The sequence below is a fragment of the Cupriavidus basilensis genome (assembly GCF_000832305.1).
Taxonomy (GTDB): domain Bacteria; phylum Pseudomonadota; class Gammaproteobacteria; order Burkholderiales; family Burkholderiaceae; genus Cupriavidus; species Cupriavidus basilensis_F.
The window spans coordinates 4461372-4487928 of record NZ_CP010536.1; the positions used below are offsets into that span (position 1 = coordinate 4461372).

Annotated in this window: 20 protein-coding genes; 10 read left to right on the forward strand and 10 right to left on the reverse strand. The window is 66.9% G+C overall.

The features are described 5' to 3' along the window. The first annotated feature begins 5 nt into the window (after positions 1–5). The 4 genes from cobN to RR42_RS20580 are packed head-to-tail and all read left to right on the forward strand — an operon-like array spanning position 6 to position 5833. Entirely contained in the window at positions 6–4049 is a 4044-nt protein-coding gene (gene cobN, locus RR42_RS20565) for a cobaltochelatase subunit CobN (RefSeq protein WP_082054952.1), read from the forward strand. A gap of 6 nt (positions 4050–4055) precedes the next feature. Next, positions 4056–4565: a MotA/TolQ/ExbB proton channel family protein gene (locus tag RR42_RS20570; protein WP_043350974.1), complete on the forward strand. Its 510-nt coding sequence runs from the start codon at positions 4056–4058 to the stop codon at positions 4563–4565. Further along, positions 4562–4882 carry a DUF2149 domain-containing protein gene (locus RR42_RS20575; protein ID WP_043350978.1) on the forward strand — a complete coding sequence of 107 codons (321 nt, stop codon included), beginning with the start codon at positions 4562–4564 and terminating at the stop codon, positions 4880–4882. Before RR42_RS20570 ends, RR42_RS20575 begins: the two co-directional genes overlap by 4 nt. A 51-nt stretch (positions 4883–4933) precedes the next feature. Further along, positions 4934–5833 carry a ChaN family lipoprotein gene (locus RR42_RS20580; RefSeq protein WP_173430695.1) on the forward strand — a complete coding sequence of 300 codons (900 nt, stop codon included), beginning with the start codon at positions 4934–4936 and terminating at the stop codon, positions 5831–5833. A 14-nt stretch (positions 5834–5847) separates the two neighbouring features. Here the strand turns inward: RR42_RS20580 and RR42_RS20585 are convergent, their stop codons facing one another. The 3 genes from RR42_RS20585 to RR42_RS20595 form a co-directional block, all read right to left on the reverse strand. After that, on the reverse strand, positions 5848–7299 hold the full coding sequence (locus RR42_RS20585) for a dihydrolipoyl dehydrogenase family protein (RefSeq protein ID WP_043350980.1): 1452 nt from the start codon (positions 7297–7299) through the stop codon (positions 5848–5850). An 80-nt stretch (positions 7300–7379) separates the two neighbouring features. After that, positions 7380–8309, reverse strand: a complete 930-nt coding sequence (locus RR42_RS20590; RefSeq protein ID WP_052494721.1) for a patatin-like phospholipase family protein — start codon at positions 8307–8309, stop codon at positions 7380–7382. A 55-nt stretch (positions 8310–8364) separates the two neighbouring features. Further along, positions 8365–8805, reverse strand: coding sequence for a PaaI family thioesterase (locus RR42_RS20595; protein ID WP_082054953.1), 441 nt, complete (start codon positions 8803–8805; stop codon positions 8365–8367). Between the two features lie 265 nt (positions 8806–9070). Between RR42_RS20595 and RR42_RS20600 the strand changes: the two genes are divergently transcribed. Next, positions 9071–10162 (forward strand): hypothetical protein, encoded by a 1092-nt coding sequence (locus RR42_RS20600; RefSeq protein ID WP_043350983.1) that lies wholly within the window; start codon positions 9071–9073, stop codon positions 10160–10162. A gap of 84 nt (positions 10163–10246) precedes the next feature. Here the strand turns inward: RR42_RS20600 and RR42_RS20605 are convergent, their stop codons facing one another. The 6 genes from RR42_RS20605 to RR42_RS20630 form a co-directional block, all read right to left on the reverse strand. After that, positions 10247–11305, reverse strand: coding sequence for an AbrB family transcriptional regulator (locus RR42_RS20605; RefSeq protein ID WP_043350987.1), 1059 nt, complete (start codon positions 11303–11305; stop codon positions 10247–10249). A 138-nt stretch (positions 11306–11443) separates the two neighbouring features. Then, positions 11444–12958 carry a tripartite tricarboxylate transporter permease gene (locus RR42_RS20610; RefSeq protein WP_006162311.1) on the reverse strand — a complete coding sequence of 505 codons (1515 nt, stop codon included), beginning with the start codon at positions 12956–12958 and terminating at the stop codon, positions 11444–11446. A 16-nt stretch (positions 12959–12974) separates the two neighbouring features. Then, the gene (locus tag RR42_RS20615) at positions 12975–13448 is read right to left on the reverse strand and encodes a tripartite tricarboxylate transporter TctB family protein (protein ID WP_043350988.1); all 474 of its coding nucleotides are present in this window, start codon (positions 13446–13448) and stop codon (positions 12975–12977) included. A 242-nt stretch (positions 13449–13690) separates the two neighbouring features. Continuing rightward, on the reverse strand, positions 13691–14659 hold the full coding sequence (locus RR42_RS20620) for a tripartite tricarboxylate transporter substrate binding protein (protein WP_082054954.1): 969 nt from the start codon (positions 14657–14659) through the stop codon (positions 13691–13693). 399 nt (positions 14660–15058) lie between these two features. Next, positions 15059–16528: a sensor histidine kinase gene (locus RR42_RS20625; protein ID WP_043350992.1), complete on the reverse strand. Its 1470-nt coding sequence runs from the start codon at positions 16526–16528 to the stop codon at positions 15059–15061. Continuing rightward, positions 16528–17202, reverse strand: coding sequence for a response regulator (locus RR42_RS20630; RefSeq protein WP_043352486.1), 675 nt, complete (start codon positions 17200–17202; stop codon positions 16528–16530). Before RR42_RS20630 ends, RR42_RS20625 begins: the two co-directional genes overlap by 1 nt. A 251-nt stretch (positions 17203–17453) precedes the next feature. On the opposite strand from RR42_RS20630, the gene RR42_RS20635 reads away from it, so the two are divergent. Then, positions 17454–18611 carry an ABC transporter substrate-binding protein gene (locus RR42_RS20635; RefSeq protein WP_236701944.1) on the forward strand — a complete coding sequence of 386 codons (1158 nt, stop codon included), beginning with the start codon at positions 17454–17456 and terminating at the stop codon, positions 18609–18611. Positions 18612–18638: 27 nt separating this feature from the next. Here the strand turns inward: RR42_RS20635 and RR42_RS20640 are convergent, their stop codons facing one another. Next, positions 18639–19394, reverse strand: coding sequence for a TetR family transcriptional regulator (locus tag RR42_RS20640; RefSeq protein ID WP_043350997.1), 756 nt, complete (start codon positions 19392–19394; stop codon positions 18639–18641). A 447-nt stretch (positions 19395–19841) separates the two neighbouring features. On the opposite strand from RR42_RS20640, the gene RR42_RS20645 reads away from it, so the two are divergent. From RR42_RS20645 to RR42_RS20660, 4 genes are all read left to right on the forward strand, one after another. Further along, positions 19842–21074 (forward strand): efflux RND transporter periplasmic adaptor subunit, encoded by a 1233-nt coding sequence (locus tag RR42_RS20645; RefSeq protein ID WP_043350998.1) that lies wholly within the window; start codon positions 19842–19844, stop codon positions 21072–21074. Between the two features lie 30 nt (positions 21075–21104). After that, positions 21105–24257 carry an efflux RND transporter permease subunit gene (locus tag RR42_RS20650; protein ID WP_043351000.1) on the forward strand — a complete coding sequence of 1051 codons (3153 nt, stop codon included), beginning with the start codon at positions 21105–21107 and terminating at the stop codon, positions 24255–24257. 1 nt (position 24258) lies between these two features. After that, positions 24259–25734 carry an efflux transporter outer membrane subunit gene (locus RR42_RS20655; RefSeq protein ID WP_043351004.1) on the forward strand — a complete coding sequence of 492 codons (1476 nt, stop codon included), beginning with the start codon at positions 24259–24261 and terminating at the stop codon, positions 25732–25734. A gap of 210 nt (positions 25735–25944) precedes the next feature. Continuing rightward, entirely contained in the window at positions 25945–26403 is a 459-nt protein-coding gene (locus RR42_RS20660; protein ID WP_043351007.1) for a GNAT family N-acetyltransferase, read from the forward strand. The last annotated feature ends 154 nt before the right edge of the window (positions 26404–26557 follow it).

A 26557-nucleotide genomic window follows, 5' to 3' on the forward strand; every position in this document is an offset into this window, starting at 1 on the left:
CCACGATGCGGATTCTCCGTGCGCTGTGCCTGCTGTGGATAACCTGGCTGGTGCTCGGCATGCAGCCAGCGTCGGCAGCGCCGCGCATCGCGGTGCTGACCACCTCGCCGGTGCCCGCCGGCAAGTTCGAGCCGCTGCAGGCCATGGCGCGCGCGCGCGGCATGACGCTGGACGCGCGCTACCTGGAGCGCATGAGCGCGCAGGATATCGCGCCGTTTATCGACGGCGCCGGCCTGCTGATCCTGGATGCGCCGCGCGACCATATCGTCACCGAGATGCTGGCCAAGCTCGGGCCGCTGTGGACCCATGCGCGCGTGCCGCGCTTGCTGATTGCCACTGACCGCTTCGATGCGCACGGCGTGGATAGCGCGCTGGGCGCGAAGCTGCAGGCGTACTACGTCAACGGCGGCCGCGCCAACTTCGACGCGATGATGCGCACACTGGCCGCGCAGCAGTTCAAGCTGCATGCGGACAACGCCATTCCCGCGCCGGTTGTTTTCCCCAAGGCCGCCTACTACCACCCGCGGCTCGCCAGCGTGGTCACCGCATCGCCAGACGACGCGCTCAAGGTGTCCGGCCATGCGGGCGAGCCGGTGATCGGCGTCGCCATCCACCAGGCCTACGTGTCGGGGCTGGACAGCGCCTTCATCGACGACCTGATCACGCGCATCGAAGCGCGCGGCGCGCGCGCGCTGGTGTTCTACAGCGGCGTAATGGATGCGCACGGCGTGCTGCGCATGGCCGCGCCCGGCGGCAAGCGCATCGTCGACGTGCTCATCAACGGCCAGATCATGCTCAATGCGGCAGGCCGCAAGGCGGAGTTCGAAACGCTCGGCATCCCGGTGCTGCAGGTCATGCCCTATCGCAAGGGCGACGCGCAGGACTGGGAGCGCGACCCGCACGGCATCAGCCTTACCGACACGCCCTTCTACCTCGTGCAGCCCGAGCTGGCCGGGGTGAGCGATCCCATGCTGGCCGCCGCCACCTCGCACAAGGACGGCAGTATCGTCAGCCTGCCGGCGCAGCTCGATGCCGTGGCGGACAAGGCGCTGGCGCTCACGCGCCTGCAGCGCACGCCGAACGCCGACAAGCGCGTGGCGATCCTGTTCTACAACTATCCGGCGGGCGAGAAGAACCTGTCGGCATCGTTTCTCAACCTGCCGCGCAGCCTGTCGTCCACGCTGGCCGCATTGCATGCGGCCGGCTACCGTACCGACGCTGCCGATGCGCTCGCGCTGCAGCGCGATCTGGGTGCATTGCTCGCCCCCTTCTATCGCGATGGACAGCTCGCCGCGCTGCTCGACGCGGATCGCGCGGTGTGGATGCCGATGGCGCAATACCGCCGCTGGTACGACGCGCAACCTGCGGCGTTTCGCGCCGAGGTCAGCGCGCGCTGGGGCGAACCCGAAGCCTCGTCGATGGCGATCAGGCGCAACGGCGTGGCCGGCTTCGCCATCCCGCGCCTGCAGCTCGGCAACGTCGCGCTGATGCCGGTGCCGCCACGCGGCGAGCGCGACGAAGCCGCCGAGAAAGCGCTCTATCACGCCACCAAGACGCCGCTTAACCATTTCTACATGGCGGCCTACCTGTGGGCGCGCGAGGGGCGCGAGGCGCTGGTGCACTACGGCACCCACGGCACGCAGGAGTGGACGCCGGGCAAGGAGCGCGGCCTGTCCGTGACCGACCAGCCCTACATGGTGCTCGGCAGCGTGCCGGTGATCTATCCCTACATCGTCGATGACGTGGGCGAGGCGCTGCAGGCCAAGCGCCGCGGCCGCGCCACCATCGTCAGCCACCAGACGCCGCCGTTCAAGCCGGCGGGCCTGCACACCGATCTGTCGGCGCTGCACGACCAGTTGCACAACTACCTGCAACAGGACGACGGCGCAGTGAAGGACACGCTGCGCGAGGACATCCTCAAGCGCAGCGCGCGCATGCACCTGCTCGACGACATGGGCTGGCCGCAAGCCCGTGCGAGCGCGCAGTTTGCCGGATACCTCGATGCGCTGCACACGCATCTGCACGAGCTAGCCGGTGCGTTGCAGCCCTACGGCCTGCATACGTTCGGCCAGTCGCAGGATCCCGAGCTGCGGCTGTACACGGTGATGGCCATGCTCGGGCAAGCGTGGCTCAAGCGCGTGTTTCCCGACGAGCCGGAAGAACTGTTCGCGCTCGACTACAAACAGCTCGCGCAATCGGCGCCGTACGCCATGCTGCGCAAGTACGTGATCGACGGTGCGCCGCTGGCCAACCTTGCCGACGCCAGACAGCGCGAAGACATGCAGCGTGCCCGCACGCTGTACGCTAGCCTGGATGCCGCGCCGGAGAGCGAATCCATGCTCACCGCGCTGGCGGGTCGCTACGTGCTGGCGGGCACCGGCGGCGACCCGGTGCGCAATCCCGACGCACTGCCGACCGGGCGCAACCTGTATGGGTTCGATCCCTCGAAGGTACCGAGCCGCGAAGCGTGGCAGGCCGGCCAGGCCGCGGCCGAGAGCATGATTGCCGACTGGCGCAAGCGCCACGGCAAATGGCCCGCCAAGCTGGCCTTCTCGCTGTGGAGCGTGGAGACCATGCGCCATCAGGGCATGCTGGAGGCGCAGGCGATGGCCGCCATGGGCATCCGCCCGAAGTGGGACGGCGGCGCCCGCGTGGTCGGCGTGGAAGCGATTCCCGCCGCCGAGCTCAAGCGGCCGCGCGTGGACGCGGTGCTGTCCGCGACCGGCCTCTATCGCGATCACTTTCCCAACCTGATCAAGTGGCTGGCCGAAGCGGTCAAGCTCGCCGCCGCGCAGCCCGAGCCCGACAACGCCGTTGCCGCCAGCACGCGCGCGGTCAGCGCGCGGCTGGCGCAACTCAAGGCTGCGGACATGACCCCGGAGCGCATCGAGTCGCTGGCGCTCACGCGCATCTTCGCCAGCGAGACCGGCAACTATGGCACGGGACTGAACGACGCCACGCTGGCCAGCGACAGCTTCGGCAGCGGCAAGGAAGCGGACGCCAAGCTGGCCAAGCTCTATCTCGCGCGCATGCAATACGGCTATGGGCCCGACGAGAAGACGTGGGGCGAGAAACTGCCACAACTGAATCTCTACGCGGAGAATCTCAAGGGCGTGGAGGGCGCGCTGCTGGCGCGCAGCTCCAACCTGTACGGCATGCTGACTACCGACGATCCTTTCCAGTATCTCGGTGGCATCGGCCTGGCCGTGCGCCACCTGACGGGCAAGGCGCCGGAGCTGCTGATCTCCAACCTGCGCGATGCGAACAGTGCGCGCACGGAAACGGCGGCGTCCTTCCTTGCCACCGAACTGCGCACGCGCTATTTCCATCCTGGCTGGATCGAAGGCATGAAGGCCGAAGGCTATGGCGGCGCGCTCAACGTGCTCGATACCGTGAACAATTTCTGGGGCTGGACCGCGGTCGCGCCGGAGATTGTGCGCGACGACCAGTGGACCGAGTTCGCCGAGGTCTACGTCAAGGATAAGCACAAGCTCGGCCTGGACGCATGGTTCGAGAAGAACGCGCCACAGGCCCAGGCGCAGGTAATCGAGCGCATGCTGGAAGCCGCGCGCAAGGGCTACTGGAATGCCGATCCCGAGATGCTCAAGACGCTGGCCGACAGGTGGCAGGCGCTGTCGCAGCGGCACGGTATCCGCAGCGACAACCGCAGCTTCAATCGCTACGTGCAGCAGCGGGCCACGGCGCCCGGCGCCGCGGGCTATGGCACGCAGGCTCCCGCGGCACCGCCCGCCGGCGCGCCGAAGGCAGCAGCCCCGCAGGCAGCGCCGCGTCCTGCCCGGCAGCAAGCGCAGGCGCAACCCAAGCCGCAACCCAAGCCGCAACCCGAGCCCAAGGCACAGCCGCAAACGGTGCCGGTGCAAGGCATGCAACTGGTCGAGAAAAGGCCTCCCGCGGCGGCTCTCGTCCCCGTGCTGTCGTGGCTTGCCGGCGGCATCGCACTGGCCGGCGCCATGCTGGGCGGCGCCCTCAGCGCGCGCCGCCGCGCTGGCGCCGCGCTTGTCTTCCAAAAACAATCCGAAACCCGCTGAGGCATCATGACTCCTACCCTGCTTGAAACCCTGATGTACGACGTCGGCCAGTTGTTCCTGTTTCCGACGCTGGCTCTGATCGGGCTGCTGTTCCTGTACGCCTTCTGGGCGCTCGGCGAGTTCGCCACGCAAGGCTGGCAACGCCGCCGTCACGGCATCGAGACAGGGCGCGGCTATGTGCTGGTGGCGTTCGCCCTGCGCCACCGCATCCAGGACCCGGACACGCTTGACGTCACCGCGCACCGCCTGCTGGAGTGGCCGCGCATTGCCACGCGCGTCGCGCCGATGCTAGGGCTGGTGGCCACCATGATCCCGATGGGGCCTGCGCTCAAGGGCTTGTCCGGCGGCAACCTCGCCAACGTGGGCGAGAACCTCACCATCGCGTTTTCCGCGGTGATTCTCGCGCTGATCGCTGCCAGCATCACCTTCTGGGTGGTCAACGTGCGCCGCCGCTGGCTCGCCGAGGAACTGGTGTGGCTGGGCAAGCATCAGCCGCAGTGGGAGGTGGACGCATGAAGTTCCTGGAGGAGAGCGAGGCCGATGATCCCATCCTGTCGGTGGTCAACCTGATCGACGTGTTCCTGGTGGTGATCGCCGCGTTGCTGGTGGCCATCGCACAGAACCCGATGAACCCGTTTACACACGCGGACGTCACCATCATCACCAATCCCGGCAAGCCCGACATGGAGATCGTCTCCAAGCAGGGCGAGAAGGTCGTGCGCTACCAGGCCAGCGGCCAGGTCGGCAGCGGCGACGGCATCAAGGCAGGCGTGGCGTACCGGTTGCAGGATGGCTCGATGGTGTATGTGCCGGAAGCCGCGGCCACGCGGTAAAACTGCGTAATAATGAGCACGAGCGAGCCATCGCAACCAGGATATTTAGTCATGCAGATTCGTCACAGCGTTGCCAGCCTAGCCAGCTTTGTCCCTACCCGCGCCGCCGGACTGGCGCTCGCCGCCGCCATGTTCGCTGCGCTCGCCGGTTGCGCGGGCACGCCGCCAGCCGCCGTGGCTGGCGATGTCGCGCATCAGTTCACCGGCAAGACCTATGTGCTGCTGGGCGAGGTCCACGACAACGCCGATGGGCAAAAGCGGCGCCTGCTGGCGTTGTCGGACGCACTGGCAGCCGGCTGGCGCCCGGCCATCGCGATGGAACAGTTCGACCGCGAGCGCCAGGCCGATATCGATCGCGCCCGCCGCGAGCGGCCCGGCGATGCGGCGTATGTCGTGGCGCAGGCGGGTGGCAAGAGCTGGCAGTGGGAGCTTTACACGCCGGTGGTGGCGCTGGCTTTGCGCTACGACCTGCCGCTGGTGGCGGCCAACCTGTCGCGCGCGGATGCGGGCAAGATCGTGCGCAGCGGGCTGGATGGCGTGTTCGATGCGACGCAGCGCAAGCGCCTCGGCCTCGCCGCGCCCTTGCCCGTGGACGTGGTGACCGAGCAGACCGCGGTGCTCGACCGTGGCCACTGCGGCAATTTCCCCAAGGCCATGCTGCCCGGCATGCTGGACGCGCAGGCCGCGCGCGATGCGGTCATGGCGGCCGCCATGCGCGAATACGCCGACCGCGGCGCGGTGCTGATTGCCGGCAACGGCCACGTGCGGCGCGATGTGGGCGCGCCGCGCTGGCTCGCCGCCGAGCCGGGCGCGATCTACAGCGTGGGTTACCTGGAGCAGGCCAGCGGCCACGAGATCGGAGCCTATGACCGCGTGGTGCTGGTGCCGGTGCACAAGCGGCCCGATCCGTGCGAGGGCGCCAAGCCGGCGGCGATGGCCGAGCCGGCCTGAATCCGGCCGCGCGCCTAGCCGAACAGCTCCTCCGCCACGGTGGGATGCAGCTGCACCGTGGTCTGCAGGTGCGACAGCTTCACCCCGAGCCGCACCGCCACGGCAAACGCCTGCATGATCTCGGGGGCGGCGTTGTCCATCATGTGCGCGCCCAGCACGCGCCCGCTGCGCGCATTCACCACCAGCTTGACCATCGAGGCCTGCTCGCTGCCGGCAAAGCGATTCTCCAGCGAGACGAAGCGGCGTACCACGGTGTGGATGCGCTCCGGCTTGCCAGCTGCCGCGATGGCCGCATGCTCGGTCAGTCCCACGCTGCCGATAGCCGGCTCGCAGAATACCGCTGTTGGCACCAGGTCGAAATCCGCGCGGTCGCCGCGGCGGCCGAACAGCCGGTCGGCCAGCCAGCGGCCCTGGGCGCCGGCCACCGGCGTGAGGTGCAGGCCGTCGATGACATCGCCAATGGCATGGATCGAGCGCACCTTGGTGCGCAATGAGCGGTCCACCTGGATGCCGCCCTTCTGCGTTTTCGCGATGCCCAGCGCCTCCAGGCCGAGCCCATCCCAATGCGGGTCGCGCCCGATCGCCGCCAGCGCTGCCTGCGCGCGCACGGTCTGGATGCGGTCATTGCCATGCTGCCGGTAGCACACGTCGATGGCCCCGTTGGCCTGGTTCAGCAGCGTCACCTCGGCATTGAAATGCAGGCGTACGCCCTTGGCGGCGAGCGCCTCGGCCAGCGCCTCGGCCACTTCGTGGTCAAAGCGTGCCAGCAGGCGTTCCTCGCGCACCAGCATCTCCACCTTGACGCCATAGCGTGACAGGATCGAGGCTTGCTCCACCGCCACGTAGCCGCTGCCGATCACCACCAGCGAGGCTGGCAGGCTTTGCCAGGTGAAGACGTCGTCCGAGGTGCAGGCCAGCTCGCCACCCGGCACCGGCAACGCGCGCGGCCGTGCGCCGGTGGCAATCAGGATGCGTTTGGCGCGGATGGTCTCGGCGCCCACCTGTACCTGGTCGGCGGCGCTTACCGTGGCGTCGCCGCGCAGCAGTTCCACGCCGGCTTGCTGCAGCCGGTGCGTGTAGGCCACGTGCAGCCGCGCCATTTCGGCGTTGACGCGCACAATGGCATCGCTCCAGTCTTCCTTGCCACCGGTGTGCGAAAGGCAGCCTGACAGGACGGCCGCGAGGCTGGCGCCATACGAGAGCATTTTCTTGGGCACGCAGCCCCGGTTGATGCAGGTGCCGCCGATCGCGTCGCGCTCCACCAGCACCACGCGCGCGCCCAGCGTGGCCGCGCGCCGCGCAGCCGCCACGCCGCCCGAGCCGGCGCCGATCACCACGAAATCCGCTTCGCGCTGCGCGCCGGGCTTGCGCCTGCCACGGCGGGGAACATGCTCGACAGCCTGCTCGGTGCTGGCCCGGCGGGCGCTCTGACGCTCGGTCGTGGATCTTGCCTGGCGTTTCGTCATCAATGCCTCCTGTGGCGGCGCGAAGGCCGCATTGCACATCGTGATGACGGAGCCGCGAGCACGGCCGGCGCGCGGGAGCGCTACCCGGCGGTGCCAAGCTCCGTCTTCATGACAGACGGCCAGTCGCGTAAAAAGGTTTCCCCGTCGCGCCGGCCGAGTTCGTAGGCACCGATCATCGCGCCGGGCTGGGTATAGTCCCAGCTCGAGATCGGAACCCGTTGCGAAGGTTGTAGGTAGAGCCGGCGCTGCGCGCCGTGTTGCAGGACAAAGCGGCGCGGGCGCGGATAGAGCCGCGTCACCAGCACCAGCACGTTGCCGGGCGTTGCGTCGAGCGCGTCGACCGGCACATTGTCGACCATGCCGCCATCCAGCACGGGCCGGCCGTCGCGCCGCAGCACCGGCGTGAAGGGCGGGGTCGAGGACGATTGCAGCAGCAGGTCCGCCAGCTGCTCGGGCGAGCCGCAGTCCTGCGCGCGCACGAACTCGGGATGAAACCCCAGCTTGCGGCCCAGGCGCGGGTGCAAGGTCTTGAGCCAGTGTTTCTCGATGTTGTAGGCGACCAGCCCGGCCATCACCGCCAGCCGCGGGCCGCTCCAGCGCGGGATGTGGGCCACGCCGATGCGGATCTCCGGCGCCGTCTTCAGGTTTGCCAGGCGGCCCTCGCCGAAGATGTTCAGCAGCGCGGTGCGGTAGATGCCGTAATGCGGAAACACGCGCTGCTTGCTCAGCAGGTTGCCCCAGTACGCATTGCGCCGGTTGCCGGCAAGCACCTCGCCGTAGTACGCCATCACCTGGCGCGAGTCGTGCGTATAAATCATGCACGCCGTGGCGGCCCCGGCCGAGATCCCCGCGATGACGCGCGGGCGCAGCCCCAGCTCGGGCGCCACCGTATCCCACCATCCCGCCTGCCACCAGCAGCGGTTGCCGCCGCCGGCAAACACCACCTGGTCGAACGGCGAGGCGGTGGCGGGCTGGATAGGGGCAGGCGTCAGGCTGCGGGGCTCATGCATGGAGATAGCTTGGGAGATTGCGTGCAATTTGGCGTGCAATCGGGTGATGCGCTGCTCACAGCAGCGCGTAAGTGGTGGTGGCCTGCACGGCCAGCTTGCCGTCGGTGCCGGTCAGCTCGATCTCGCCGAACACCACGGTCCTGCCCAGGCGCAGCACCTTGGCGCGCACCAGCACATCGCCCTCGATCACCGGGCGCATGAAGTTGGTGGTGAGCGTGACGGTGGTCATCGGCCTGAAGGCGCCAAGTGCATTGGCGACGGCCACGATCATGGCGGTATCGGCCGCGGACATCAGCACCTGGCCGCACACCACGCCACCCGCATGACGAAATGATTCGTCAAAAGGCAGGCGCAGCGTTACGCCCTGTGCATCAACGAGCTCGGCACGCAACCCGAGCTGGCGCACCCATGGTGCCAGTACCCGCTGCAGGGTGTGGTCGATATCGGCAAGCGTGAAGCCGGATTCCGGCGTTGGTTCTAGCGTTGGCTCTGGCATGGCACGCCCGTTTGTCTGGGATGAGGCCGGGCCGGGTTGCTATTCCGTCTCCTGCGGCGCGGCACGATGTTTGAGCCAATGATACAGGGGGCCGGTGCACAGCACCACGAAGGCTAGTCAGGACACCAGAAGGCGGGGTTGTATTGGCATCGTATTCTGATAAAACTGGCTGCCCCTGTGTCAACTGGCCATAGTCGTTTCTCCTCGTCACGAGTCCTGCTTGATCACCGTGGCCAGACAACTTTCAACCGCTCTGGAAAATCCAATGTCTGAAGTCGAATCCAACTTCCTGGGAAGTTACAGACGCCCTGTCATTCGCGTGCTTATGGTGCTGGGCGCAGTCTGTGCGTTCTTTGGCGTGCTGAAGGCCTGGCCGCGCCAAAGCGGAATTCTCATCATGGTGGGCGTCCTCATCTATTGCGGATGGACGTTCGTACGGCGTCTCAGGGCGCTCCGTCGACAGGCCTCTTTCGCAATATTCCGCAGAGCTTGCGCGCTTATGCGGGCCGTACGAAGAGTGAATGCCATCACGCCAGAGGTCGAGGCACTCCAGATTCTGGCGCAGCTCCTCTGCATTGTCGCGTTTGGCATTTTGATGCTGCCGGGTTTTGCGAGTACCTTCGGTATCCTGAGCATTGTGGTCGCCGTAATGGCTTGTGTCGGTTCCTTGCTGGACTTGCTGCAAAAGACCGCGTCGTTCACGAAGTATGCCTGGGCTCGCGTAGCAGGTAAGGTTATGCTCGCCACCACCGGTAGTCTCGCGCTTTGCTTGGCGAACATCAGCGCGCGCCATGTCATCCACGCGATAACGCATCTGGACCCCAAATCGTTTCCCGACTTCCATGCCCTACTCGTGATTGGCTTGTTGCCCTTGATGTATGTGCTGATTGTGAGCGGAATGATAGTGATTTGGTGTGCAGCGAACATGATGCTGATGTGGGCCATCTGGTTTGCTGCACAGGTGTTGCAAGCACTGTGGCCTCCGCTCTGGGATGCGCAGACCAAAGAGCAACTGATATACCGGATATGGCATGGGAAGAGACTACCCGCTGCACATGCCGACACAAAGCAAACCGAAATGACCACCTATATCATGCGCTATGTCAGCGTGATCGGAACGGTCGTGTTCTTTATCGCCTTTCTTGCTCAGACTTTGGTGCAATGGGCTCCCGATGTGGAACGGGGATTGAGGTCGGTGCTGCTGCTCGTTGAGTACAAGGCTGACAGTCGATGCGAGGGCGTGGAACAGGCTGCCCGTGTTGCCTACCTAGACGGGAAGTCGGTATCAGTTGCACGCAAAAGCCCAGGCGGCTGGACATTCACGGAAGAGGAGTGTCATGTCGCACAACGAGCGTAGTTCGATTCTGAGCCGTTAAAAGGTTCCTGATGCCGTCGTTATGCCACCCTGTCGCACCGATGCGTTGCACTTTGTCAGTAGTTCTTACTCCGTCTCCTGCGGCGCGGCACGATGTTTGAGCCAATGATACAGGGGGCCGGTGCACAGCACCACGAAGGCCATCCGGATCACGTGGAAGGCGGTGACCAGGGGCACGCCAAGCTCCAGCACCTTGGCCGTGATGCACATCTCGGCGATGCCGCCGGGCGTGGTGCCAAGGATGGCGGTGGCGGGATGCACGCCGGACAGTGCCGACAGGCCCCAGCCGAACAGCGCGGAGAGCACCAGCGCCGCCAGCGTGTACACCGCCACGCCGCCGAGAAAGCGCGGCGCCGTATGGAGGAAGTCGCGCGAGAAACGCGCGCCCAGCGACACGCCGATCATCAGCTGGCCGGCGCGGCTCATCCACGTGGGGATGGCGGACAGCTCGAAGCCCGAGGCGGTCAGCACGGCGGCCGCCAGCAGCGTGCCGATCACGAAGGGATTGGGCAGGTTGAAGTGCCTGAGCACCAGCGCCACGCTGACCGTGATCGCGATCAGCACGGGCAGCCACAGGTAGTCCACCGTGCGCGGCCCGGGCACGTACGGGTCAAGGCCGTGGATGCCGCCGTACTGGAGGAGCGCGGGCACGGCCACCACCACCATCAGCACGCGCAGCGAATGCGCGGCCGCCACCTGGTCGATGCGCGCGCCGTTGCGCTCGGCCAGGTTGGCCATCTCCGACGCGCCGCCGATGGCGGTGGAGAAGTACGCTGTCTTGAACGCCACGCCGGTGGTCTTGCGCAGCACCCAGGCGCCGCCGCAGCCGAGCAGCAGCGCAAACAGCGAGCCTGCGACGATATACGGCAGGAACTCGATCAGCCGCGCCACCACGTCGGACGTGAAGTAAAGCCCGAGCGAGGTGCCAATGGCCCACTGCCCGGCATTGCGCGCCTGCGTGGGCGCGCGCAGGTCGGCGCCGCGCATGCGCGCGATGGCGACCGCCAGCAGCGGGCCGATCATCCATGGCAGTGGGGTGTGCAGCAGCGTGCAAACGAGCGCGGCGGCCAGGCCGAGCAGCAGCGTCAAGAGGACCGGACGCCAGCGGTGAAGGACAGAGGGCATGTTGCAGCGGCCTGGCGCGCCGGCGCGATGTTCTTGTGGTGGAGCGCAATGTAGAGACAAAGGCGCCCATGCGATGGCGCGACAAATGAAAAGGCCCGGCACCCTGGAGTGCCGGGCCTTGCCCGCATTTTGCGCCAATCAACCGGTGGCGTCAGCCACCTTGCCACGCGCCGAGCGCCGGGCCAGCCAGCCCAGGATGCGCGGGATCAGCACCACCGCCACCGTCATGGCCAGGATGGTGGCCGAGATCGGCTGGGTCACGAAGATCGACCAGTCGCCCTGGCTGATCGACAGCGCATTGCGCAGCTGCTTCTCGGCGATGGGCCCGAGGATCATGCCCACGATCACCGGCGCGGTGGGGAAGTCGAAGCGGCGCATGGCCATGCCCAGCACGCCGATGATGAACAGCAACAGCAGGTCGAACCACGACTGGCGGATGCCGTAGGCGCCCAGGCCCGCGAAGATCAGGATGCCGCCATACAGCAGCGGCGTGGGGATGCGCAGCATGCGCACCCACAGGCCGATCGCCGGCAGGTTCAGCACCAGCAGCATCACGTTGCCGATGTACAGCGAAGCCAGCAGGCCCCACACCAGGTCGCCCGAGGTCTGGAACAGCATCGGGCCCGGCTGCAGGTTGTAGTTCTGGAACGCCGCCAGCAGGATCGCGGTGGTGTTCGAGGTGGGGATGCCCAGCGTCAGCAGCGGGGCCAGCGTGGCCGTCACGGCGGCGTTGTTGGCGGCCTCGGGGCCCGCCACGCCTTCGATCGCGCCCACCGTGCCGAACTCATCCTTGTGCTTGGACAGTTTTTTCTCGGTGGCATACGACAGGAAGGTCGGGATCTCCGCGCCGCCAGCCGGGATCAGGCCGAAGGGGAAGCCGATGATGGTGCCGCGGATCCACGCCGGCACCGAGCGCTTCCAGTCCGACTTGGTCATCATGACCGAGCTGAGCTTGTTGAAGCCGCCAGCGGGCTGCGGGAAGAAGGCGTTGAACAGCGCCTCGCCCACCGCGAACAGGCCGACCGCGACCACCACGATGTCGATGCCGTCGTACAGCTCCTGCACATTCATCGAGTAACGCGTCTGGCCCGACAGCGAGTCCATGCCGATCAGGCCGATGCCCAGGCCCAGGAACAGGCTGGTCATGCCGCGCAGCAAGGACGAGCCCAGCACCGCCGACACCGTGGTGAAGGCCAGCAGCATGATCATGAAGTACTCGCCGGGCCCGAACTGCAGCGCCACGTCGGCCGCGACCGGCGCGAACATCGACAGCAGCACGGTGGCGATGGTGCCGGCGGCGAACGAGCCGATGGCCGCGGTGGCCAGCGCCGGGCCGGCGCGGCCGCTCTTGGCCATCAGGTTGCCTTCCATCGCCGTGACCATGGTCGACGACTCGCCCGGCGTGTTCATCAGGATGGAGGTGGTGGAGCCGCCGTACATGGCGCCGTAGTAGATGCCGGCGAACATGATCAGCGCAGCGGTGGGTTCCACCTTGGCGGTCAGCGGCAGCAGCATCGCTACCGTGAGCGCGGGGCCGATGCCCGGCAGCACGCCGATGGCGGTGCCCAGGAAGCAGCCCACCAGGGCCCACATCAGGTTGATTGGCGTGATGGCGATGGCAAAGCCATGCATCAGCAGATTAAGCGTATCCATGGATCATCAGCTCCGTTCAGAACCCGGCGACGGGCAGCAACGGCAAATTGATGCCGAGCAGGAATTCAAACAGTGCCCACATCGGCAACGTAATGCACAGGCCGATCAGGGCATCGCGCACAAAGCGCTTGCTGCCGTAGCCACGTGCCACGCAGACCATCAGCAGGGTCGACGCCAGCACAAAGCCCAGCGTGCCGATCAGCGCCATATTGGCCACCAGGCCGGCGGCCACCCACAGGAAGCCGCGGAAATTGTGCGGGGCGTCGGGCAGTTCGGCGTCTTCTTCCGGCATGTTGCGAAAGCCGCCGCGAATGCCTTGCCAGGTCAGCGCCGCGCCGCATGCGGCCAGGCCGATGGCAACCAGCGTGGGCATGAAGCGCGGCGACAGGCCGGCATAGCCTTCGTCGCCGGAGATGCCAGACAGGCCGACGAAGTAGAAGGCGGAGAGCAGCAATACGGCAATGCCGATCGCCAGGTGTGAGGGTTTCATGATTGGAAGTGGCTCCTTCAAGCGGTGCCTGCGGCCGTGTTGTCCGGCCCTTGGCGTCCCGCGGTTTGTCGTCCCCGCTCAAGGCGGGGGTCCGGCGATGTGTAGTTTGGTTTTTGGGTATCGCAGGTGGACACCGGACCCCCGCCTGCCGCATGCGCACCGAGCGTTACGGTGCGCCGCAGGCAGGGCCGACAGGTAAAACGCTGAAACGATCAAGCAGTGAAACGCTCGGGCGGGGCAGCTTACTTCGCCACGCCCAGCTCGCGCAGCGAACCGCCCAGGCGGGCCGACTCGCTGTCCACGAACTTGCCGAACTCGTCGCCGGTCAGCAGGAACGGAGTCCAGTCATTCTTGGCCAGCGTTTCCTTCCACAGGGGGGTCTCGGTCGCCTTGACCACCGCATCCACCAGCGCCTTGCGTTGCTCGGCGGTGATGCCCGGCGCGCCGTACACGCCGCGCCAGTTGTAGATCTCCACGTTGATGCCCTGCTCCTTGAGCGTCGGGATATCGGCGGTGCGGTCCTTGGAGGTCACGGCCAGTGCGCGCATCTTGCCGCTCTTGATGAAGGGCAGGAACTCGGACACGCCGGCCAGGCCGACGGTCACGTGGCCGCCCAGGATCGAGGCCGAGGCTTCACCACCGCCCTGGAAGGGCACGTAGTTGATCTTCTTCGGGTCCACGCCGCTTTCCTTGGCCACCAGGCCCGCCAGGATGTGGTCGATCGAACCCTTGGAGCCACCGCCCCAGCTCACGCTGCCCGGGTTGGCCCTGAGCTGCGCGGTCAGGTCCTTCATGGACTTCAGCGGCGAGTTCGCCGGCACGGTGATCACCATGGTGTCGGCGAACAGGCGAGCGATCGGGGTAGCGTTCTTCAGCGTGACCGGGGGATGGTTGGTTTCGATGGCGCCAACCATCACCGCGCCGGTGACGATCATTGCGTTGGGGTTGCCCTTGTCGGTATTGACGAACTGCGTCAGGCCGATGGTGCCGCCCGCGCCGCCCTTGTTGTCGTAAGAGGCCGTCTTGGCCACGCCGGCGGAAACCAGCGCCGCACCCAGCGAGCGGCCGGTCTGGTCGAAACCGCCGCCCGGGTTGGCGCCGATCATGAACTTCACGCTGTCGAGCGCGAACGCGGGCGCGGCGGCCACGGTGGCGGTGATCGCGGCCGAAGCCATGACGACGTGGGCAAAGCGATGAATCGAACGACGCATTACGGTCTCCTGTTCTTTTTCAGAGGATTGCCGGTGAACGGTTGCCGGCGTTGCTGGCGAGGACCGACCCGGAGGTGTCCGGCTGGCAGTGAAGCTGGCTGTCGGGGGCGGGAGAGTCGTGCGGTGCGCCGGCGCTGCGTGCGTTGACCGGGTGGCTCGGCGTTGTCTCCTGTCCCTGGCAGCGCTTGCATGCCGGACTTGTTCTTGGCTTTCTGACTTGGTCTGGCCGGTACAGCGGCCATGGCGCGATTCTAGGGGGTAGAAACTGTCAAAAGGCTGTCAATTTGTCAGGCAATGGGGTGGGGTTTACGTGGGGATGGATGTATGGACATTTGCTCTTTTAGACTTTTTGGTCTTTTTAGCGCCCTCTCATGTCCTGTCATGCCCTCTGATGTCCTGTCATTCCCCGGTCGGCAGCGTCAGGACCGCCCGGACCCCTTTGCCCTGCAGCCCAGTCCCCAGCGCTACCGTGCCTCCGAAGCGCGCCGCCATTTCGCGGGAAATGGCCAGTCCCAGGCCGGAGCCCGGCTCCACGTTCCCAACCCGCCGGTAGAACCGCGCAAATACTTTCTCGCGTTCCTCGGCAGGAATGCCCGGCCCGTCGTCCTCCACCACCAGGCAGGCGGCGTCCCCGACGCGCGCGGCGGAAAGCGTGATGCGGCTGCCGCGCGGCGAATACTGGATCGCGTTGTGGACAAGATTGGCAAAGGCTTCGCGCAACAGCGCGGCATCGGCCCGCACGGGCAGCGCCAGCCCCTGTGGCCGCTCCCAGCCAAAATCCTGCTGCTTGCCGCGCGCCAGCGGCAAGTAGTCCAGCGCCACCTGCTCGGCCACGGCCACGGCATCGATCAGCTCCAGCGGTTCGGCGTCGCCAGGCGCGTCGCTGCCTGGGTGCTGCCGTACCCGCGCCAGCGCCAGCAACTGGTTGGTCAGGCGCGCGGCCTGCTCCAGCTGCGTGACGATGCCGCCTACCGCCTCCCCGGCGGCATCCCGCGCGCGCGCCGGGTCGGCGCTGGCGCAAAGCTGGCGCTGGGCGAATTCGGCCTGCGTCTTGAGGATGGCCAGCGGCGTGCGCAGCTGGTGCGCGGCGTCGGCGATGAACTGCGCCTGGGCCTGCGTCATGGCGGCCGAGCGCGACACATGGAGGTTGACCGCGTCAACCAGCGGGCGGACTTCCATGGGCACATGGTCGAAGGCCAGCGGCGTGAGGTCGTCGGCGGAACGCGCCTGCACGTCGTCGCGCACGCGCGCCAGCGGGCGCAGCACATAGGTGATGCCGGCCACCAGGATGCCCGCGCTGATCAGGATCAGCAGCACGTCGCGCGCCAGCGCGCCGCGCCACACGGTGGCGATCAGCGCAAAGCGCGGCTCGGCGGTTTCCGCCACCTGCACGAGCACGCGCATGTGGGCGTTGGGACGATACACCGGGTGCGCCAGCACGGCGATGCGCACCGGGTCGCCGCGATAGTCGGCGTCGTAGAAGCGAGGCTGGTTGCTGGCGATCTCTCCCCTGGGCAGCGGCAGGTCGTCGTAGCCGGTGACGGTTTCGATCTTGCCGTTGCGTTCCAGCGAGACGCGGTAGAAGACATGGGTCTGCGCCGCGGTCTCGAACATCTCCATGGCGGCATCCGGCAGCGCGATCTGCACGCTTTCGCCGGCCATGCCGATGGCGTTGTCGATGGCGCGCACCGAGCCGTACAGCGAGCGGTCGTACGCCGCGTTGGCCGCATCGCGCAGCGTGCCGTAGGTCAGCCACGTGTCGAGCGCCATCATGGCCGCCAGCGCGGGCACGAGCAGCAGCAGCAACTGACGGCGCAGGCTGCCTTGCAGCCAGTGCCGCAACCAGTGCCGTGGCAGGCGGCTCAGCATCAGGGCTGTCCTTCCGGTTCCAGCAGGTAGCCGAAGCCACGCAGCGTGACGATGGTCACGCCGTGGCCCGAGAGCTTCTTGCGCAGCCGGTAGACCAGCACTTCGATGGCATCGGGGCTGACGTCGGCATCGAGCGAGAACACCTTGTCGAGCAGTTGTGCCTTGGTCAGCGGCTGGCCGCTCTTGGCCAGCAGCGCGCCCAGCAGGGTCGATTCGCGCGGGGTCAGCGCGAGCGGCGCGCCTTCAAGCGTAAAGCTGCGCGTTTCGCCGTCGAACACCAGCGTGCCGCACTGCAGGCGCGGATGGGCGCGGCCGCGGCTACGCCGGATCAGCGCCAGGATGCGGGCTTCCAGCTCGGCAATGGCAAAGGGCTTGGGCAGGTAATCGTCGGCGCCAAGGTTCAGGCCGCGCACGCGCTCGTCGAGCGTGTCTTGCGCGGTCAGGATCAGCACCGGGGTGCGGTCGTCGCGCCCGCGCATGGATTTGAGCACGGCCAGCCCGTCCTTGCCGGGCAGGCGCAGGTCCAGCACCACCACGTCGTATTCCTCGGCCATCAGCCGCGCCTCGGCCTGCAGGCCATCGGCCACATGCTCGATGACGAAGCCGCCCTGCTCCAGGGCACGCGCAACCCAGCGCGCCAGTTCAATCTCGTCTTCCACCAGCAATAAGCGCACGGCGGTCCTCCCCTGCCAGATAAGCGTCCGTTTGAAATCATGCGATGGCTCTGCCGCCATGGCTGGCAAGGCCGCCGCCCCCGCGAGGACACGCCGCGGGCGCTTATAATACCTCCGCCCCGGGCTGCGCGCGGCGAGTGCGCCATGGCCCCTTTTGGCCACCGATGTCACCACCGATGGGTCCCGCCTTGCGCAAGCTGCCCCCCTCCCCGTCCCCCTTGCCCTTTCCCTTGCCTTTCACGCCTGCCCCCATGGTTGCCGAACCACCAGCAAGCTGGCACCGGCGGCGTGTCCTGGCCGGCGCCGCCGCGGCCACGCTGGCGGGGCTGAGCCATGGCGTGGGTGCCCAGGCCTTGCCGCCGGTGCCGGCGGGCTATCCGGCAAGCTACGCCGAGATCATCGCGCGGGGCGTGCAGGAAGGCTCGGTCAACGTGCATGCCTCCACCGACGTGGAGATCGCGCGGCCGCTGCTGGCCGCGTTCGAGGCACGCTACCCTGGCATCAAGGTGCGCTATCAGGACCTCAACACGCTGGAGCTCAACGGCCGCTTCCTGGCCGAGAGCGCCGCGCTGGGCGCGGGCCAGGTGGGCGGCCCCGACTACGCCGATGTGCTGTGGAGCACGGCAATGGACCTGCAGATCAAGCTCGTCAACGATGGCCATGCCCTGCGCTACCCCTCGCCCGAGCGGGCCGGCCTGCCGGCGTGGGCCGCCTGGCGTGACGAAGCCTGGGGCACCACCTTCGAGCCCGCCGTGATCGTCTACAACCGGCGCCATTTTGCCGGCATGCGCACGCCACGCAGCCGCACCGGACTGGCGCGCCTGCTGCAGGAAAACACCCCGCGCTGGCGCCAGCGGGTGGTGACCTACGATGTGGAAAAGTCCGGGGTGGGTTACCTGCTGGCGCAGCAGGACGCGCGCATGGGGGGGGAGTTCTGGTATCTGGCCCAGGCGCTGGGGCGCTGCGGCGTGCAGTTGTCCGCGTCCACCGCGAGCATGATCGAGCGCATCGCCTCCGGCGAATTCGTGCTGGGCTACAACCTGCTGGGTTCGTACGCGTTGTCGCTGATGGAGCGCGGGGCGCAGATCGATGTCATCGCGCCGCGCGACTACACGCTGGTGATGTCGCGCGTGGCCTTCATCGCGCGCCGCGCGCCGCATCCCAACGCGTCCCGGCTATGGCTGGATTTCCTGCTCTCGCGGGCGGGCCAGACGTTGCTGGGGCAGAGCGCCTCGCAGCTCTACACGATCCGCACCGACACCGACAGCGAGCACACCGCCGCGGCGCTGTCGGAGCGGCTGGGCTACGCGCTCAAGCCGATCAGCGTCGGCCCCGGCCTGCTAGCAGCGCAGGACACGCTGCGCAAGCGCAATTTCCTGGCGCGCTGGCGCGAGGCCGTGCGCGGCTGAGCGGCTCGCGCGCCGCCCGCGGCGAGATCAGCCGGGCAGCGCTTTGGTGGCGAGTGCTTGCGCAGCCTGCCCGGTCTCGGCCTTCTTCTTGGCTTCCTGGCACATCGAGGCAACTTCTTCCTCCAGCTTGGGCACGGGACGCGCCACATAGCCCTGGCGCAAGGCCGGCGAGAACTTGAGGGTGTCGATGAAGGCATCGGCCACCCGCTCGGCATTGGTCTCGAGATCGAAATCCTCGGGGGCGAACAGCCAGTGCGACAGCATGCCGCCAATCGAGGCGTGGAACACATTGACGGCCAGGTCCAGGTCGAGGTCGGCCGGCAATTGCCCGCGGTCGACAGCCATGCGCAGGTGCTCGCGCATCTTCACCGTGCCCTCCTGGTGCGACTGGCGCTGCCGCTCGAAGATGGCGCCGTTGTCCGCCACCATCTCGCACTTGTGGAAAACGATCTCGAACACGCGCCGCCACTGCGGGTTTTCCACGGTCTGGCGCATCACAAAGGCGCAGATGTCGCGGATGCTGCCAAGCGGGTCTTCCTGGCTGGCGATGCGTCCCGGCTCGCACAGGGCCTCTAGCGGCAGGTGGACGCGGTCGGACATCGCGGCGAAGACATCGCTTTTGTTCTTGAAATGCCAGTAGATGGCGCCGCGCGTCACGCCGGCCGCCTCCGCAATATCGGCTAGCGAGGGGCGGGCAACGCCACGGGCGTGAAAAACCGCCTCGGCCGCGTCGAGAATGCGATGGCGTGTTTCAAGCGCCTCTTCCTTGGTGCGTCGGACCATGATGTTCTCTGCTGCCGGCCACGAAGGACCGGTCTGGTTTTGTCTCCCTGAGTGCTGGCGGTGAAGCCCGCCTTGCACTTTGCGCGCCACGCTGGCGCGTTAGGACGTGGTTTATATAGAGCGGCCTTCGCCGCGTTGCAACAAGTTCTTACATACATGCTTGAATGTATATATAATACGCGTTCGCCTGACTTTCGGCCAGCCCATCGGCGTGATGGGCTGGCAGACGGCGGCGCGCACCTCTGCACGGTTCACGCTGCCATGTCGGCATGTCGTTACTAATTTGCAACCTTTCGTCGCATGTGCCACGTCAGCGTTGCAAATTGTGGCTAGCATTACTCTTTTTGCCCGCCTCTGTGCCATCTGCCAGCGGTGGGCCGCGCCGTATCCGGATACGACACCGGGAGCGCATGCGGCCGATCTCAAATTGCCATCATGGGGTTATCGATGAGGAAGTCCCAACGTATCACTTGCGTTGCCGCTGCCGTGTTGTCGGCGCTTGCGCTGTCCGCCTGCGGCGAAAAGAAGCCGCAGGGCGGCGCCATGCCGCCGCCGGAAGTGGGTGTCGTTACCGTCACGCCTACGACCGTTTCTGTTATCAATGAACTGCCGGGCCGCCTCGAAGGCGTGCGCACCGCCGAAGTACGGGCGCGGGTTTCCGGCATCGTGCTGTCCCGCAACTACACGGAAGGCGGCGAGGTCAAGGCAGGCCAGTTGCTGTTCAAGATCGACCCGGCGCCCTACCAGGCACAACTCGAGTCGGCCAAGGCCAGCCTTGCCCGCGCCGAAGCCAACGCCGTGGCAGCCCGCCAGAAGGCCGAGCGCTACAAGCCGCTGGTCGCCGTCAATGCGGTGAGCAAGCAGGAATACGACGAAGCCGTGGCGGCCGCGGGCCAGGCCACCGCCGATATCGCCTCGGCCAAGGCTGCCGTCTCCACCGCCCAGATCAACCTCGGCTACACCGCCGTCACCGCGCCCATCAGCGGCCGCGTGGGCCGCGCGCTGGTGACCGAAGGCGCGCTGGTCGGCAGCGGCGAAGCCACCAAGCTGACCACGGTCGAGCAGGTCGACCCGATCCGGGTGACTTTCACCCAGCCCGCGAGCGAAGTGATGAAGCTGCGCCGCGCCATCGAGAGCGGCAAGGTCAAGGGCGTCGACGGTGGCGCCCGCGTCCATCTGTTCATCGAGGACGGCCGCGAGTACGAGCAAACCGGCAAGCTGCTGTTCTCGGACATGACGGTTGACCCGACCACCGGCGCCATCACGCTGCGCGCGCAGTTCCCCAACGCCAAGCGCGAGCTGCTGTCGGGCACCTTCGTGCGCGTCAAGATCGAGCAGGGCGTGGACGAAAACGCGCTGACCGTGCCGCAACGCGCGCTGATCCGCAATGCGCAAGGCGCATCGGTGATGGTGGTGGGCAGCGACGGCAACGTCGCGGCAGTGCCGGTCAAGGCGCCCCAGGCCATCGGCGAGAGCTGGATCGTCACCGAGGGCCTCAAGGGTGGCGAGAAGGTGATCGTCGAGGGCTTGCAGAAGGTCAAGGTCGGCGCGCCCGCCAAGGCCGTGCCGTTTGTCTCGAAGACCGCCGCCGCCTCGGCTCCCGACGCGCAGCCCGTCGCCAGCGGAGCCTCGGCTCCTGCCGCGGTGGCCGCTGACAAGGCCGACGCCAAGCAGGGCTAATCACAGCGCAATTCGAAGGGAGCCAGTGCTATGGCCAAGTTTTTTATTGACCGGCCGGTGTTCGCGTGGGTGCTCGCGCTGATCATCGTGCTGGGGGGCTTGCTGTCGGTGGTGCAACTGCCGATCGCCCAGTACCCCAACATCGCCCCGCCGACGATCTCGGTCACGGCGACCTATCCGGGCGCATCCGCCAAGACGCTTGAAGACTCGGTCACCACGGTGATCGAGCAAGAGCTCAACGGTATTCCCGGGCTGCTTTACTACAACTCCACCAGCGAAGCCACCGGCCTGTCGACGATCACGATCGCCTTCCAGCCGGGCTCCAACATCGACCTGAACTCGGTCGAGGTGCAGAACCGCCTCAAGCGCGTGGAAGCGCGCCTGCCGGCGGAAGTGCGCCAGCAGGGCGTGCGCGTGGACAAGGCCGGGAACAACTACATGATGTTCCTGACGGTCACGTCCAAGTCCGGGCAGGCCGACGCCATCCAGCTGGGCAACTACATCTCGTCCAGCGTGATCGATTCGATCCGTCGCGTGCCGGGCGTGGGCCAGGCCGACCTGTTCGGCACCGAGTACGCCATGCGCATCTGGGTGGACCCGGCCAAGCTGACCGGCTTCAACCTCACACCGCAGGACGTCACCGCCGCCATCTCGGAGCAGAACGTCCAGGTCGCCGTGGGCGAGCTGGGTGGCACGCCGTCGCCCAAGGGCACGGAGCTCAACGCCACCGTTACCACCGAGAGCCGCCTCACCACGCCGGAGCAGTTCGCCAACATCCTGCTGCGCACGAACCCGGACGGCTCCTCGGTGCGCATCAAGGACATCGGCCGCGTCGAACTCGGCGGCGCCGACTACTCCACGCTGGCCCGTACCAACGGCAAGGCGTCGGCGGCCATCGCCATCAAGCTGGCCCCGAGCGGCAACGCCCTGGCCACCGCCACCGCGGTGCGCGCCAAGATGGAAGAGCTCTCCAAGTTCTTCCCGGCCGACTACCAGTACACCGTGCCTTACGACACGTCGGCCTTCGTCAAGATCTCGATCGAGGAAGTGATCAAGACCCTGGTCGAAGCCGTGGTGCTGGTGTTCCTGGTGATGTACCTGTTCCTGCAGAACATCCGCGCGACCATCATCCCGACGGTGGTGGTGCCGGTGGCCCTGCTGGGCACCACGGGCATGCTGCTGGCCTTCGGCTTCTCCATCAACGTGCTGACGATGTTCGGCATGGTGCTGGCGATCGGTATCCTGGTGGACGATGCGATCGTGGTGGTGGAAAACGTCGAGCGGATCATGAGCGAGGAAGGACTCTCGCCACGCGACGCCACGCGCAAGGCCATGGGCCAGATCACCGGCGCCATCGTCGGCATTACGCTGGTGCTGACCGCGGTGTTCATCCCGATGGCGTTCTTCTCGGGCTCGGTGGGTAACATCTACCGCCAGTTCTCGCTGTCGCTGATCGCGTCGATCGCGTTCTCGGCGCTGCTGGCCTTGACGCTCACGCCGGCGCTGTGCGCCACCTTGCTCAAGCCGGTCGAGGCGGGCCACCACCACGAGAAGAAGGGTTTCTTCGGCTGGTTCAACCGCACCTTCGCGCGCGCCGCCACCGGCTACCAGAGCATGGTGGGCCGCATCCTGGCGCGCGCCGGACGCTACCTGATCATCTACGCCCTGATCGTCGTCGGCATGGTGGTGCTGTTCAAGCGCCTGCCCTCCTCCTTCCTCCCCGAGGAAGACCAGGGCTACATGATCACGGTGGTGCAGCTGCCCAACGGCGCCACCCAGGAACGTACCATCGGCGTGCTCAAGCAGATCGAGGACTACTACCTGCAGAAGGAATCCAAGGTGGTGGACCAGATGATCACCGTGGCGGGCTTTTCCTTCTTCGGCCGCGGCCAGAACGGCGGTATCGCGTTCGTGCGCCTGAAGGACTGGAAGGATCGCGCCGGCAAGGACGAGACCGCGCAGGCACTGGTTGGCCGGGCGTTTGGTGCGCTGTCCTTCATCAAGGACGCCATCATCTTCCCGCTTAACCCGCCGGCGATCTCCGAGCTGGGCAACTCCTCGGGCTTCGACTTCCGCCTGCAGGACCGCACCGGCCAGGGTCACGCCAAGCTGATGGAAGCGCGCAACATGATGCTCGGCATGGCCGCGAAGAATCCTGCGCTGGTGGGGGTTCGCCCCGAAGGCCAGGAAGACGCGCCGCAGCTGCAGATCGACATCGACCGCGAGAAGGCGCGCACGCTGGGCGTTTCGGTGGCCAATATCAACTCGACGCTGGCCATCGCGTTCGGCTCTTCCTACGTCAACGACTTCATCTACGAAGGCCGTGTGCGCAAGGTGATCGCCCAGGCGGAAGGCAACGACCGCAAGCTGCCCGACGACCTGACCAAGCTGCGCGTGAAGAACAGCAACGGCGACATGGTCGCGTTCGCTGCCTTTGCCACTTCCAAGTGGATCATGGGCTCGCCGCGCCTGGAGCGTTACAACGGCTTGCCGGCGGTGAAGATCGCTGGCCAGGCCGCTCCGGGACGCAGTACCGGCGAAGCCATGAAGATCATGGAAGACAACTTCGCCAAGCTGCCGCCGGGCTTCGGCTTCGAGTGGTCGGGCCAGTCTTATGAAGAGCGCCTGGCCGGTTCGCAAGAGCCGATGCTGTACACGCTGTCGCTGATTATCGTGTTCCTGTGCCTGGCCGCCCTCTACGAGAGCTGGTCGATCCCGGTCGCGGTGCTGCTGGTGGTGCCGCTCGGCGTGCTCGGCGCGCTGCTCGGCGTGACCCTGCGCGGCATGCCCAACGACGTGTACTTCAAGGTGGGCCTGATCGCGACGATCGGCCTGTCGGCGAAGAACGCCATCCTGATCGTGGAATTCGCCAAGGATCTGCAGGCCCAGGGCCGCAGCGTCATCGACGCTACGCTCGAGGCCGTGCACCTGCGGTTCCGCCCGATCCTGATGACCTCGATGGCCTTTATCCTGGGCGTGCTGCCGCTGGCGATCGCCAGCGGTGCGGGCTCGGGTGGCCAGCGCGCCATTGGTACCAGCGTGATCGGCGGCATGATCACCGCCACGGTGCTGGCGATTTTCCTGGTGCCGGTGTTCTTCGTGGTGATCCGTAGCCGCTTCAAGGGCAGCAAGCGCGAGCAGATGCTGAACGAGCAAGGGCTCGAACCCAAGGAAGGAATCTGACATGACAAAGACACTGACCACGCTGTTGCTGGTGGCGGGCGTCCTCTCGGGTTGCACACTGGCACCCGTTTATGAACGCCCTGCCCCGCCGGTGGCCACCAGCTTCCCGGCCGCGCCGGAAGGCTACGCGGCCGCCGAAGTGAAGACCGGCGAAACCCGCCGGGCGAGCGAGATCGGCTGGCGCGAGTTCTTCCGCGACCCGCGCCTGCAAGTGCTCATCGCGACTTCGCTGGAGAACAATCGCGACCTGCGTACCGCCGCGCTGCGCATTGAGGAAGCGCGCGCGCTGTACCAGGTGCAGCGCGCCGATCTGCTGCCCACGGTGAACGCCACCGGCGGTTTCAACCGCTCGCGTACCCCCGCCATGCAGTCGGCCACCGGCAAGCCCTACGTCTCCCAGTACTTCCAGGCGGGCGTCGGCGTGACGTCGTTCGAGCTGGACTTCTTCGGCCGCGTGCGCAGTCTGTCCAACGCGGCGCTGTCGCAGTACTTCGCCACCGAGGAAGCACGCCGTTCCGCGCAGATCTCGCTGGTCTCCGAAGTCGCGCAGGCCTACCTGTCCGAGCGCTCCTTCGCCGAGCAATACGAGCTCGCGCAGAACACGCTGAAGACGCGCGAGTACACGCTGAGCCTGGCCAAGCAACGCTTCGATGCGGGCGCCACGTCGGCGCTGGACCTGCGCGACAACGAATCGCTGGTGGCGCAGGCGCGCGTTTCCGCCGCGCAGCTGGCGCGCCAGCGTGCGCAGGCGCAGAACGCGCTTGAGGTGCTGGTGGGCAAGCCGCTTGGCACCATCGAGAACCTGCCCGCCCCGATGCGCCTGTCGGACGAGCGCATCATCAGCGACATCCCGGCAGGACTGCCGTCGGACCTGCTCGAGCAGCGTCCCGACATCCGCCAGGCCGAGCAGTTGCTGCGCTCCGCCAACGCCAATATCGGCGCGGCGCGCGCGGCGTTCTTCCCGCGCATCACGCTCACCGCCAATGCTGGCGCGATCAGCCCGACCTTCTCGAGCCTGTTCGACTCCGGTACCGGCGCGTGGTCGTTCGCACCGCAGCTGGTGCTGCCGATCTTCGACTACGGCCGGAACCTGTCCAACCTGGACCTGACCAACGTGCGCAAGAACATCCAGATCGCCAACTACGAGAAGACCATCCAGACGGCCTTCGCGGAAGTGGCGGATGCACTGGTGGCGCGCGGCACGCTGGAAGAGCAGGTGACCAGCCAGGAGCAGGTGCGCAATGCCGAAGCGGCGCGCTACGAGTTGTCGACGATGCGCTTCAGGAATGGCGTGGCCAGCCAGCTGGACCAGCTCGACTCGCAGCGTCAGCTGTTCGCAGCCGACCAGGCCCTGATCCAGGCGCGGCAACTGCGCCTGAACAATGCCATCGACCTGTACCGGTCGCTTGGCGGCGGCCTGAGCGAGACCGGTCCGGTGGCCTCGGCGGACGTCAAGCCGGCAGTGACCACGCAGTAAGGCAGAAGGGTTCATCCTGCCATCCGGTGCGGCCTGCCCGGATGGCCTCGAAGCGAAGCGCCAACAGCGCTTCGCTTTTTTCATTGCACGGCTTGGTGCCATGGCGCAGGCGGGAATTTCTCCGAATCGCAATGCACTGCGTTAGGATGGCGGTGCGCGCCGCGCAGATGTCTCTCCCACCATCCACACAAATCCCCAAGGAAGCCCGCCATGGAAATCCGCCCGCTTGGTGCCGATGATGTCGAGCTGGTCTGCCGTCATCGCGAGGCCATGTTCCGCGAGGCCGGGCGCAGCGAGGAGGTCCTGCAGGCCATGACGCAGCAGTTCCGGCCATGGCTTGTGCCGCGCCTGCGCGATGGCAGCTACTTCGGCTTCGTGCTGGTGGACCAGGGCCAGCCGGTGGGTGGCATCGGCCTGATGGCGATCGACTGGCCGCCGCATCCAGCCCATCCCATGCAGGACAAGCGTGGCTACGTGCTGAACGTGTATGTGGAGGCAACGCATCGCAAGCAGGGGCTGGGGCGCCGCCTCATGCAGCTGGCGGAAGACGAGTTCGCCCGGCGCGACCTGCAGTACGCGATCCTGCACGCCACCGAGATGGGCCGGTCGCTGTATGTCGCGCTGGGCTGGCATGCCACGAGCGAGATGGCGAAAGCCCTGCGCGCGTAGCGGGCTAGCCGTCCCGGCACCCCCGATCTTGCGCGGTCGAGCGCCCGATGCGCAGCCCGGCCAAGCAAAAGGTGCCATGCCTGTGGCGTTGCAGTGACTAGAATGAAGCAGGCCGGCGCCGCCGGCCGGGTCCACGCGCCCAGACGATTTCCAG

Bases quoted from the DNA above. Each gene is read 5' to 3' on its own strand.
- RR42_RS20605 (WP_043350987.1), bottom strand. From the start codon at position 11,305: ATGCCCTCTGTCCTTCACCGCTGGCGTCCGGTCCTCTTGACGCTGCTG.
- RR42_RS20590 (WP_052494721.1), bottom strand. From the start codon at position 8,309: ATGCATGAGCCCCGCAGCCTGACGCCTGCCCCTATCCAGCCCGCCACC.
- RR42_RS20585 (WP_043350980.1), bottom strand. From the start codon at position 7,299: ATGACGAAACGCCAGGCAAGATCCACGACCGAGCGTCAGAGCGCCCGC.
- RR42_RS20660 (WP_043351007.1), top strand. From the start codon at position 25,945: ATGGAAATCCGCCCGCTTGGTGCCGATGATGTCGAGCTGGTCTGCCGT.
- RR42_RS20575 (WP_043350978.1), top strand. From the start codon at position 4,562: ATGAAGTTCCTGGAGGAGAGCGAGGCCGATGATCCCATCCTGTCGGTG.
- RR42_RS20640 (WP_043350997.1), bottom strand. From the start codon at position 19,394: ATGGTCCGACGCACCAAGGAAGAGGCGCTTGAAACACGCCATCGCATT.
- RR42_RS20610 (WP_006162311.1), bottom strand. From the start codon at position 12,958: ATGGATACGCTTAATCTGCTGATGCATGGCTTTGCCATCGCCATCACG.
- RR42_RS20600 (WP_043350983.1), top strand. From the start codon at position 9,071: ATGTCTGAAGTCGAATCCAACTTCCTGGGAAGTTACAGACGCCCTGTC.
- RR42_RS20570 (WP_043350974.1), top strand. From the start codon at position 4,056: ATGACTCCTACCCTGCTTGAAACCCTGATGTACGACGTCGGCCAGTTG.
- RR42_RS20615 (WP_043350988.1), bottom strand. From the start codon at position 13,448: ATGAAACCCTCACACCTGGCGATCGGCATTGCCGTATTGCTGCTCTCC.
- RR42_RS20595 (WP_082054953.1), bottom strand. From the start codon at position 8,805: ATGCCAGAGCCAACGCTAGAACCAACGCCGGAATCCGGCTTCACGCTT.
- RR42_RS20580 (WP_173430695.1), top strand. From the start codon at position 4,934: ATGCAGATTCGTCACAGCGTTGCCAGCCTAGCCAGCTTTGTCCCTACC.
- RR42_RS20625 (WP_043350992.1), bottom strand. From the start codon at position 16,528: ATGCTGAGCCGCCTGCCACGGCACTGGTTGCGGCACTGGCTGCAAGGC.
- RR42_RS20620 (WP_082054954.1), bottom strand. From the start codon at position 14,659: ATGCGTCGTTCGATTCATCGCTTTGCCCACGTCGTCATGGCTTCGGCC.
- RR42_RS20655 (WP_043351004.1), top strand. From the start codon at position 24,259: ATGACAAAGACACTGACCACGCTGTTGCTGGTGGCGGGCGTCCTCTCG.
- RR42_RS20635 (WP_236701944.1), top strand. From the start codon at position 17,454: ATGGTTGCCGAACCACCAGCAAGCTGGCACCGGCGGCGTGTCCTGGCC.
- RR42_RS20645 (WP_043350998.1), top strand. From the start codon at position 19,842: ATGAGGAAGTCCCAACGTATCACTTGCGTTGCCGCTGCCGTGTTGTCG.
- cobN (WP_082054952.1), top strand. From the start codon at position 6: ATGCGGATTCTCCGTGCGCTGTGCCTGCTGTGGATAACCTGGCTGGTG.
- RR42_RS20650 (WP_043351000.1), top strand. From the start codon at position 21,105: ATGGCCAAGTTTTTTATTGACCGGCCGGTGTTCGCGTGGGTGCTCGCG.